The 10,955-nt window shown below is 71.9% G+C and carries 6 protein-coding genes and 1 pseudogene; 3 read left to right on the top strand and 4 right to left on the bottom strand.

Going from position 1 to position 10,955, the window contains the following annotated elements; genetic code table 11:
* Nucleotides 1-71: 71 nt before the first annotated feature.
* Genes AC3ET4_RS29380 through AC3ET4_RS29370 form a run of 3 tightly spaced genes read right to left on the bottom strand, consistent with a single transcriptional unit; the run spans nt 72 to nt 5,229 of the window.
* Nucleotides 72-2,270: a bifunctional serine/threonine-protein kinase/ABC transporter substrate-binding protein gene (locus AC3ET4_RS29380; RefSeq protein WP_431954767.1), complete on the bottom strand. Its 2,199-nt coding sequence runs from the start codon at nt 2,268-2,270 to the stop codon at nt 72-74.
* Entirely contained in the window at nt 2,267-4,408 is a 2,142-nt protein-coding gene (locus tag AC3ET4_RS29375; RefSeq protein WP_431954765.1) for a bifunctional serine/threonine-protein kinase/ABC transporter substrate-binding protein, read from the bottom strand. The genes AC3ET4_RS29380 and AC3ET4_RS29375 overlap by 4 nt, the downstream gene beginning before the upstream one ends.
* A complete protein-coding gene (locus AC3ET4_RS29370) occupies nt 4,408-5,229 on the bottom strand; it encodes a hypothetical protein (RefSeq protein ID WP_431954763.1) in 822 nt (273 codons plus the stop codon). The genes AC3ET4_RS29375 and AC3ET4_RS29370 overlap by 1 nt, the downstream gene beginning before the upstream one ends.
* A 1,078-nt stretch (nt 5,230-6,307) precedes the next feature.
* Between AC3ET4_RS29370 and AC3ET4_RS29365 the strand changes: the two genes are divergently transcribed.
* Entirely contained in the window at nt 6,308-7,852 is a 1,545-nt protein-coding gene (locus AC3ET4_RS29365; protein ID WP_431954769.1) for a flavin monoamine oxidase family protein, read from the top strand.
* Nucleotides 7,853-7,960: 108 nt separating this feature from the next.
* On the opposite strand, the gene AC3ET4_RS29360 is transcribed toward AC3ET4_RS29365, so the two are convergent.
* Nucleotides 7,961-8,581 carry an HAD-IA family hydrolase gene (locus tag AC3ET4_RS29360; protein WP_431954761.1) on the bottom strand — a complete coding sequence of 207 codons (621 nt, stop codon included), beginning with the start codon at nt 8,579-8,581 and terminating at the stop codon, nt 7,961-7,963.
* A gap of 310 nt (nt 8,582-8,891) precedes the next feature.
* On the opposite strand from AC3ET4_RS29360, the gene AC3ET4_RS29355 reads away from it, so the two are divergent.
* Together AC3ET4_RS29355 and AC3ET4_RS29350 are read left to right on the top strand one after the other, a co-directional pair.
* On the top strand, nt 8,892-9,950 hold the full coding sequence (locus AC3ET4_RS29355) for an alpha/beta fold hydrolase (RefSeq protein WP_431954759.1): 1,059 nt from the start codon (nt 8,892-8,894) through the stop codon (nt 9,948-9,950).
* A 262-nt stretch (nt 9,951-10,212) separates the two neighbouring features.
* Nucleotides 10,213-10,721 (top strand): annotated as a pseudogene (locus tag AC3ET4_RS29350) (DnaB-like helicase C-terminal domain-containing protein); the annotation flags it as partial.
* Nucleotides 10,722-10,955: the final 234 nt, after the last annotated feature.

Raw genomic sequence — 10,955 nt, 5'->3', positions numbered from 1 at the left:
CGGGAGCAGGCGGGAATCCCCGGCCTTTAAGCCCGGGAGGATGTCAAGGCATTGTTCAGGCCTCTTCGAGTTCACGTGACCTGGTCGTCGCGTCCCAGGAACTGGAAGGCATTCCCCTTGGCCTGGAACAGGAAGTACAACCCGTCCCGGTCCGGATCGAGGCTGTGGGTGTCGTCGGTGGCGAAGCGGAGAGTTTTGGCGAGTCCCTGGTAGGTGACGTCGAACAGGCACTGGGCCACGGCTTCCGGTTCGATGTCGCCCTTTTCGGCCAGTCTCTCCAGGGTGCGCGCGACCAGTCCCACGGCGTCGTACGCCTCGGGGGACCAGCGCCCGGGTGCCGTGCCGAATCTGGCGCGGTAGGCGGTCCTGAAGGTGCGGGACACGCTGCCGGGGTCGGTGAACGGAGCGCCGAACAGCCAGTCCTGGCCCGCGGTGCCGGCTTGCTGGAGGAAGGCCGGGCGCATGATGTGCCAGGTGCCAAGGCGCGGTCCTGTGAAGCCCGCCTCGGCCAGTGCCCGGGCGCAGCGTGCGGCGCGCTCGGGCGATGTGCCGCCGAAGACGACGGCCTGCGCTTCGGCGGCGAGGGCGGCGCGGACGGCGGGAGCGAAGTCGTCGCTGCCGGCCGCCACGAGGTGGACGCTGGTCGTGCCCTCGTGGGGCGGCGTCCGCGCGATCGCGTTGGTGAGGACCGATCCCGTGCGGCCCGCCGCCCGGTCGTCGATGACAGCGGTACGGTCGACCGGTCGCACGGAGGTCAGATACGAGACCAGCGGCAGCGCCAGGTAGGACTCGGGTGCCCGGGTGACGCGCAGGGTGCGGAGTTCCGACGGTGTCAGTCCGTCGTCGTCGAGGGAGATCAGCACCATGGCCGTGCCGGCGTTCTGGTAGAGCGCGCCGGCGGCGCGCGCCGCGGTGGCCGTGTTGGGGCCGAGGACCGCGATCGCCTTGACCTCGGTGAAGCGCCGGGCCGCCTGCTTGGCGCGGGTCGCCTCGCCTTGGTCGTCGATGGTGTGGAGGGCGAGGCGGAACGTGATGCCCGCGCGCGCGTTGTGCTGCTCCACGGCGAGCCTCGCCCCCCGTTCCTGCGCCACGCCGTCCGCCTTGTTCGCGCCGCTGAGGTCGGCCTGGAAGCCGAGGGCGTATACGGGAAGGGGGCCGCCCGAGCCGTCTGTGCCCCCTCGCCCAGCCGCCAGATAGGCGGTGGCCCCGCCGCCCACGGCGACCACGGAAGCCGCCGCGCTCCCCATCAGCAGCACGCGCCGTCGGGTCGGCGGGCGGGCGTCCTTGGGGTGCGGCGGTGTCGGGTCGGCGGCCGGGTCGTCGCCCGTCCGATGCCACGAAGGGCGCTGTGGGGTGGGCACGTCCAGCGCTCGTGCAGAGCGTTCGGCGACCACACGGAGGACCGCGGGCGGCAGCCAGTGCACCTTGGGGGCGTCGGGCGTTTCCCGTGCGAGTAGGGCCCGCGGGTCACGGAGCGCCGCCGCGGCCTCGACGGCCGTCGGCCGCCTGGTCGGGTCCTTGGCCAGGCAGCCCCGGATCAGAGCCTGGAGCTCGCCGGGGACGTCCGCCAGGTCCGGCTCCTCGTGCACGGTGCGGAACAGCACGCCCGCCGCGTATCCGGTGCCGAACGGGCGCCGGCCCGAGGCCGTGTACGCCAGGACGCAGCCCAGCGAGAAGACGTCACTGGGCGGGCCGACCTCACCGGCTCGGGCCTGTGCCTGTTCCGGCGCGAGGAAGCCGGGCGTGCCCATGACGGCGTCGGGTGCGGTGAGGGCGGTGGCGCCCGCGGCGTGGGCGATGCCGAAGTCGATGAGGCGGGGACCGTCCAGGGCGAGCAGGATGTTGCCCGGTTTCACATCACGGTGCACGACTCCCGCCGCGTGGACGGCGGTGAGCGCGTCGGCCAGCCGGGATCCCAGAGTCCGTACGGTGGCGACGGGCAGCGCGCCGAAGCCGTCGACCGTCTCCACGAGGGAGGGTCCGGGGACGAACTGCGTGGCCAGCCAGGGCTCGATGGCCTCCGTGTCGGCGGCTACGATCGGCACCAGCCATGGCCCGGTCAGGCCGCGGACCGCCGTCACCTCGCGCCGGAACCGGGTGCGGAAGGCCGGGTCCGCCGCGTGCTCGGCGCGGATCGTCTTGAGCGCGACGAGCGCCCCGCCTGCCGTGCGGGCGAGGTAGACGACGCCCATGCCGCCCGCGCCGAGCCGGGCCAGCAGCCGGTGCCCGCCGATCTCGTCGGGGTCGTCAGCAGTCAGGCGCTGCGTCACAGGCCGACCTTGCCCGCGTAGGAGTACCGGCCGTCCTTCACCTCGTAGCGGAAGGCGTCAGAGCTCTTGAGCCACCACCGGTAGTCCTTGTCGAACGCGTACGTCCGGACGAGGCCCTTGTACGCGCCGTTCCGCAGCAGGTCGTACAGCCTGCTCCCGGTGGGCCGGCCGCCTGCCTCGGTGAGGCGGGTGATGACCATGCGGGCCACGTCGTACGCCTCGGCCGCCCAGTAGGGGGGCGCGGCGCCGTAGCGCTTGCGGTAGGCGGTGGCGAAGACACGGACGGGGGCGGCCGAAGGGTCGATGTACGGGGCGAAGACCTGCCAGCCGTCGGCGGCACTGCCCGCGGCGGTCAGGAACTCCGGTCCGGCGGCCGGGTAGCCGATCACACGCAGGCCGTCGAAGCCCGTCTGCGCGAGGGCGCGTGCGACGGCCGCGCCGCCTGCTGGAGTGCCCGTGTAGACGAAGCCGTCCATCCGGTGCGCGACCATCTCGGCGACCACCGGGGCGAGGGTCTCAGCCAGCCGCGGTACGACCCGGGGCTCACCGGCGATCCTGAAGGCGCCGAGGTACTGGAACATCGTCCGGCCGAGCTGCCAGGCCGGGATGCCGCCGTCACGGTCGATCAGCACACTCACGCGCCGGGCGCCCTGGGTGTGCAGGGAGTAGGCCGCCGTGCCGGGCAGGCTCGTGTAGCCGGGGACGGCCTGGAGGAAGCGACCGGGCTCCGCCGTGCCGTACTCGGACTGCGCGGACGACACCGTGATCTGGGGGACGAGATGTGCGTCGTAGCTGCCGAGGCTCGCCCCGGTGGTCTCGTCACCGGTCGAGCCTATGACGGCGAGCAGGTCGCGGTCGGCGGCGAGGGCGCGGGCCACCTGGGCGGCACGACTCGCGTCGCCCCGGTCGTCGACCGTCTTGAGGGCGAGCGTGAAGGGCTTGCCCTTGGAGGAGTTGAACTGCTCGACAGCCAGCCGGACGCCGCGTTCCTGGGCCTGTCCGATGGCCTTCTGCGGGCCCGTCAGGTCGGCCTGGACACCGAGGACCCAGCGGCGAGCACCTGACGAGGCGGTCGGGACGGTGTCGTCGTCACGCCGGGCGGCCCGCAGTGCGGCACCGCCACCGGCCGCGAACAGGGCCGCGCCGCCGCCGAGCAGGAGGAAACGGCGGCGGCTGGTGGGAGGGGACGCGTCCGTGGGGACTTCCGTCGGATGCCCACCCGCCCTCCCACCGAGGGCCGTCGCCTCGATGTCCGGCAGGGCGAGCATCGCCGAGGAGCGGTCCGCGATGAGCCGCACAACGGTGTCGGGCAGCCAGTCGACGGTGCCGTGGCGCGTGTCGTCGACCAGCGCCTCGTCCACCTGCCGGGCGGTGGGCCGGGCGGCCGGATCCTTGGCGAGGCAGCGCTGCAGCAGCGTGCGCGTGTCGTCGGGGACACCGTCGAGGTCCGGCTCGTCATGCACGGTGCGGTACAGGAGGGCGTCCACGGCACCGGTACCGAAGGGCAGGCGACCGGTGGCGGCGTAGGACAGGAGACAGCCGAGGGAGAAGACGTCACTGGCAGGCGAGGCGGGCTGCGCCCGGGCCTGTTCGGGGGCGAGGAAGCCGGGTGTACCGACGATCATGCCGGCCGAGGTGAGTGCCGTCTCCTCGGTGGCACGAGCGATGCCGAAGTCGATGAGGCGGGGACCGTCGACGGCGAGCAGCACATTGCCGGGCTTGACGTCGCGGTGGACGAGTCCCACGTCGTGTACGGCGGTCAGGGCACGTGCCAGCATCCGGCCGAGCACGCGCACAGCGCGCGACGGCAGCGGACCGCAGGCGGCGACAGCCTCGGCGAGCGAGGGGCCGGGCACGAACGCGGTGGCGAGCCAGGGCGCGGCCGCGTCCGGGTCGGCGCCGGTGACCGGCACAGCCCAGGGGCTGTCCACACGCCGGGCCGCGGCGACCTCGCGGCGAAAGCGCGCGCGGAACTCGGCCTGGTCGGCGTACTCGGGCAGGATCACCTTGACGGCGGCCAGCTCCCCCGACTCGGCACGCCCGAGATAGACCACGCCCATACCACCGGCGCCGAGCCGGGCGAGCAGACGGTGACCGCCTATGCGGGCCGGGTCGGACGGGGTGAGCTTCTCGGTCATCAACGGTCGCCGTTCGTGCTGCTGGGCTCCGACGCGTTGCGTTCGATCGCGGCTCTGAGACGGGCGCGCATGCCGACCTGCGGATCCCGCAGCCGGTCGAACAGGTCTGCCCGGGACCAACCTGTGGAACCCTTGGCGGAGACCGCGAGGGTGAACTGGCCGATGCGGGCCTGCTCCCAGATGTACGGGTGGGGGCCGCCGACGTCGGCGCCTGTGTAGCTACCGAGCTCGGTGAGAGTGTCGTCGGCGTACGCGTTGCCCGAATCACCGAAGGAGTTCGGAACGTCGTTCAGGGACGTGATCACCTCGTCCGACCGCAGCCGCTGTGTGGGGCAGCGCATCATCTCCTCGAGGACCTCGGCGTTCTCCCAGTCGGCCTGCGCGGGATCGCGGTGCACCGTGACGACGGCACTCAGCCGGAGCGGACCCCTGGCATCACTCGCCGGAATCTCATAGGAGCGGGTCATGGTGGCCAGGACGTCCTTCGGGAGCGCCTGTTGCCGCCAGACACAGTCGTCGCCGAGAACCGGCCAGCGCCGCGGGTCGCTCTCGTAGGGGGTCCGGCGGACGGTGCCGGGGCCGAAGGCCGCGGCGTCCGGGATGACGCGCCGGATCAGCGCGGTGGCCTGAGCGGTGGTCCTCGGCAGTGCGGCGGGGTCGGTGTCCACGGCAGCGGTCGCCGACGGGCCGGCGGTCGCCGTGGCGGCGGCCTTCTTCGCAGGCGTCGGTTCTGACGGCCCGCGCCCACCGGAGGTACAGCCGGCGAGCACCAAGCCGCTCACCGCGACAGCGCAGCCGAGGCGCACCGCTTCCCTGTTCACGACCGCAGCCCCCTGGAATCACCGATTACCATGCGTCCGCCGTGATGCTAAGCGGTAACCGGCATGCCTCGACCACCGGTTGGCCATCACGTGGCGCAGCCGTACCCCTCCTGTCACGCACCCGGTACAGACCGACACCGTACTGCTGTGCCACGGTCATTCGGTTCGGCTCGGGCGGCTGCGTTTGTGCGCTCGGCTTCGGCCACACCTCCCCGAGACTGCGCTTCGACTGCCGCAGAAGACGGGCCTGCCGAAGCCCAGCCCGACCGGGCCTGCCCTGATCGAAGCCGCCGCTCTGCAGCCCGATGCCGGCCGTACGGCGTGTCCGTAGCGCAGCTACGGGCCGCAGACGGACCGGCGCTCTCCCGGAGGAGAGCGCCGGCGATAGCGTAGATCGACCCGCACGGTTGCTGGCCAGCGCTGGGCGGGGACTGCCTGGCCGATGTCGGGATGCTGCGGGGCCGGGCCCGCGGTGTTCGGGAAGACGTCGACCCCGATGCAACCTCCCGCCAGATGCCGGACTCCGGCCGTGCGACGGCACCAGAGAGACGGCGAGCGCGCGGGCCCTTGATGTCCAGGCGCAGCGACGCTCCGGCGGCCGGCGGAGGCGGCGCTGCCTCACTCGACCGTGCCGACGCTGGTGGTGCCGGCGTCGCAGGTGCCGCGGGCCACGACGCACGTGCCACGGGAATCTCCTTCGATCACGACGGATGCGCGCCGAACCGCACGGCGCCGCTGACGAGCGCGACCGCCGGGGGTCGCGGTGAATCGGCCCGGTTCGCCTGTTCTTCGCCCCCCAACGCACCGTCATCTGGTCGTTCACCGACGTTCATCGGCTCGGGTCCGCCGGGCGTGGCGCCTCCCGCGCTCGCGGTGTTGTCGACGCCCGTTCACACGCCCGCGCCGGCCGAAATCGCCCTGTCATGTCTCGGCCACACCATCCGTAACACGTCGCCCTGAGGATCGGCGTGCACACCGGAAGATCGAGAGAGGGCGACTCATGACTCAGGAGCAGCCAACAGGACTCGACCGCAGGAGATTTCTGCGCGCCGTCGGCATCACCGGCGGTGCCGGAGCGATGTTCGCCACCATGGGCGCGCTGGGGCTCGCGCCGACCGCCGAGGCGGCAGGCCGCGGCAGCGACTTCCGCGCGCCGAGCGCGGCCGACTTCCACCTCACCGGACGCAGAGCAGGCAAGGTCCTCGTCCTGGGCGCGGGCCTGGCCGGCCTGACGACCGCGTACGAACTGGGCAAGGCCGGCTACGACTGTACGATCCTCGAGCCGCGCGACCGGCCCGGCGGCCGCAACTACACCGTGCGCGGCGGGGACACCCACACCGACCTCGACGGATGCACCCAGACCGCCCGCTTCTCCCAGGGCCAGTACCTCAACGCCGGCCCGGCCCGGCTGGCCCAGTGGATGGTCACCCTCGACTACTGCCGCGAACTCGGCGTCCCCATCGAGGTCTTCACCAACGCCAACGCCGACGCGTACATCTACCACGAGTCGGCGGGCATGCGACCCGGGCAGCCGGTGCGGTACCGCACCGCCAAGGCCGACACCTACGGGTACGTCGGCGAACTGCTCGCCAAGGCCACCGACCAGGGCGCACTGGACCAGGAACTGACCGCCGAGGACAAGGAGCGCCTGCTGTCGTTCCTGGAGGACTTCGGTGAGATCGGCGGACGGGCCGACGGATGGGCGTACACCGGCGGTGCCAACCGCGGCTACGCCACCTGGCCCGGCGCCGCCGGCACCCCCGGGACCCTGCTCGGTGATCTGCCCACCGCCTCGGAGGTCTTCGCCTCGGGCGTCGGTCGGCACTTCGCCTTCGAGTTCGAGTTCGACCAGGCGATGCTGATGTTCCAGCCCGTCGGCGGAATGGACCGGATACCGAAGGCCTTCGCGCGCGCCATCGGCGACCACCGGATCCGCTACGGCTGTCAGGCCACCTCGCTGGTGCAGTCGGCGGGCGGCGTCACCGTCGGCTACACCGACCCCACCGGACGGCAGCGCCGGATCGAGGCGGACTACTGCGTCGCGGCCATGCCGCCCCATCTGCTCGCCAAGCTGCCGCACAACCTCGGAGCCGACGTGCAGACCGCGCTCACCACCATCCGCCCCTCGTCGGCCGGCAAGATCGGCCTGGAGTACCGCAGCCGCTGGTGGGAGACCGACCACCGCATCTACGGCGGCATCACCGAGACCGATCTGGACCTGTCCCACATCTGGTACCCGTCCTACGGTCACCACGGCGAGCGAGGCGTCATCGTCGGCTACTACAACACGGGGACCAACGCCGACGCCTACGCCGCCCTGACCCCGGCCGAGCGCGAGGCCCGCGCCGTCATGCAGGGCGTGAAGATCCACGGCGAGAAGTACCGCAGCGAGCTGGCGAACTCCTTCTCCATCGCCTGGAAGCGGGTCCGCCACCTCGAAGGCGCCTGGCACAGCATCCCCGGCGGCCCCGACGCCGCCGTCTACAGACCCCTCAACGAACCCACCGGACGCGTCCTGTACGCCGGCGACTGGCTGTCCTACATGGACGCCTGGCAACACGGCGCCATCCTCTCCGCCCGCAAGGCCGTCACCGCGCTGCACAGCCGGGCCCTGAGGACCTGACCGCCCGCACCACGGGCAGGGGCGCCCGGCTGGGCGGACCAGTCGAGCGCCCGTCCGTGCTCTCGGTGGCGGTGTTGCCCCGGCAGTCGGCGGCCCGCGCCTTGGATCTCAGGTCAGGGCGACGCCGAGCAGGACCTCCAACTGCGCGACCGTCTGCGCGGGTTCCTTGGCGTGGACGCCGGCGAGCCCCAACTCCGCTGCGGGCGCGAGGTACTGCTCGGTGTCGTCCACGAAGACGCAGGCCTCGGCGGGCAGACCGAGCTTCTCCAGGGCCAGTTCGAAGATGGCGGGCTCGGGCTTGCGCATCCCGTGTTGCTCGGAGATGACCACCGCGTCGTACGAATCCTCCAGGTCGTAGCCCTCGTAGAGGTCCCACGGCGCGAAGCCGACGGAGTTGGACAGGATCCCCACGCGCACTCCGGCACGCCGGGCGGCGGCCGCGGCGTCGATCAGAGCCCTCTCGGGCCGCAGGTCGGCGAAGATCCGGCCCATCAGGTTGTCGGGCGCCACTTTGAGGCTGCGGGCCGCCGCGGCGTTCCACTCCTCCTGGGTGATCGCGCCGCGTTCGAGGTCGTGAGTGCGCCGGGTGCCCTCCTCGTCGAGGTAGAGCGCGTTGATGCAGGCGCCCTCGGCCAGACCCTCGCGCCGCTCGAAGGCGAGCACGGCGGGCAGCAGGGGCGTGGTGAGGACACCGCCGAAGTCGAGGATCAGGCCGGTGCGGTGGGACATGGCGGAACTCCAGCGGTAGCGACGAGGACACGGCCACCGCGATGCGGACGCGGCAGGCGCATGGTGGGCCGTCCGGCGGCGACGTTGCCGCACGGTGCCCGAGGGGGGCCGGCCGGGAGCGGCGGCCGCGCGGGGCGACGACCGGAGATCATCCTCCCATTCCCGTCCTGCACCGGCCGGCCGCCCCTCTTCCCGAGCGGGGCCGGGTCCACGACCGACGCCTGAAAATCATCACCTCCTTGACCGGTGACGCAGGTGCGTGCGAGGGTTGCCGACGGGAGAACCCCAGAAACGTGAAGAAAGGTTGGGAATGATCGACAGGCGGAGCTTCGGCAAGGTTTTCGGCGCGGGCGCGGCCGCGGCGTCGCTCGCGGGGCTGTCGGGCCTCGCGTCACAGCCCGCCACGGCGGCGGCAGCACACCGGCCCGGGCCGGGCACCGGCGGACCGCCTCCCGCGCGGGGGAGGCACACCTCGCTCGGCGCCCTCAAGCAGATCGACGCCGGAGTCCTGAACATCGGCTACGCCGAGTCCGGCCCCGCCGACGGCCCCGTGGTGATACTCCTGCACGGTTGGCCGTACGACATCCACAGCTACGTCGACGTCGCGCCCCTCCTGGCGGCCGAGGGTTACCGCGTCATCGTCCCGCACCTGCGTGGCCACGGCACGACGCGCTTCCTGTCGCCCCGGGCGTTCCGCAACGCCCAGCAGTCGGTGGTCGCGCTCGACGTCATCGCCCTCATGAACGCCCTGCGGATCGAGAAGGCCGTCCTCGCCGGCTACGACTGGGGGTCGCGGACCGCCGACATCATCGCCGCGGTCTGGCCGGAGCGCTGCAAGGCCCTGGTCTCCGTCACGGGTTACCTGATCACCAACCGCGAGGCGAACAAGCAGCCGCTGCCGCCGAAGGCGGAGTTCGCCTGGTGGTACCAGTACTACTTCGCCACCGAGCGCGGCCGGCTCGGTCTGGAGGAGAACCGGCACGACCTCGCCCGTCTGGTCTGGGAGTTCAACTCCCCCACGTGGGAGTTCGACGACGCCACGTTCGGCCGCACCGCGGCGTCCTTCGAGAACCCCGACTACGTCGCCATCGTCCTGCACAACTACCGCTGGCGGCTCGGCCTGGCCAAGGGCGATCCGCGCTACGACCGCCTGGAGCGGCGGCTCGCCGCGGGCCCGACGATCGGCGTGCCCACCATCACCCTCGACGGCGAGGTCGATCCGTTCACCCCGGCCGGGGACGGCGCCGCCTACCGCGCCAAGTTCTCGGGCAGGTACGCCCACCGAACCCTGAAGGGCATCGGCCACAATGTGCCCCAGGAGGCGCCGGAGGCCTTCGCGGCGGCCGTCGTCGACGTCGACTCCTTCTGAGCCGGGCCGGAGGGCGCGACTGGGAGGGACACGTCCGGGGCGACAAACTCACCCGGAACGACGCGCGGAACTCGACACACTCGACATGCGCTGGTGACAGCGCTGACCCGCGCCCGGGGGCCGCGGGTCAGCGGCCCTGGAGGCGATGCCGGTGCACGTCGTGCAGGAGCCCGTGGTGCGGCCTCGCAACTCTCCGTCACCACCACGAGACAGGTCTGTTGGCTGGACAGACCCGGCCAACGCGGCCGGCCCCCGCACCGCAGCCATGGGCAAGTCGACCCTGGCCATGGACTTTGTTCGCGCCTGCTCGCTGCGCGTCCGGCAGCCGTCGGTGTTCTTCAGCCTGGAGATGGGCCGCCTGGAGGGCACCCAGCGGCTGCTGTCCGCGTCGCGCAGGCCAAGGTGCCGCTGCACCACATCCGCAACGCCACCCTCCCCGACGAACTGCGCCAGAAGGTCAACCTGTGCAGCGCCGACCTGGTCGACGCCCCGCTGTGGATTGACGACTCGGCAGGCCTGAACCTGCTGACCATCACCGCCAAGGCCTGCAAGCTGTGCGAAAAGGGCAACCTGAAGCTCGCCGTGGTCGACTACCTGCAGTTGGTGCAGTCCGGCGCCGCCCGCCGGCCCGAGAGCCGCCAGCAGGAAGTCTCCGAGATCTCCCGCAACCTCAAGCTCCTGGCTGAAGAGCTCGAGATTCCGATCGTGGCGCTGTCCCAGCTCAACCGCGGACCCGAACAACGCGCCGACAAGACCCCGGCTGTCTCCGAGGGACTGTACAAAGGGCCCTGTCTCACATGCGGTGGTAACTGAGTGTGATACCGCTGGAAGTCGCCTCCGAAGTGCTCTGCCGCAGGTCGAGGAAGCCCTCTCGGGCCTTCGCGGGCTATGCCTCGGAAACCCCGAGAGGCCCTGTCAGCGCAGTGTGAGGCCGACCAGCAGTTATTACTCCGCGCACCGGTCTCACTCAGCGTCACCACCGAATGTGAGACAGAGCCGTTCTTT

This window comes from Actinacidiphila sp. bgisy167 (genome assembly GCF_057707665.1).
Note: the sequence above shows the minus strand (reverse complement) of the source record. Positions and strands in the feature narration are given on the sequence as shown.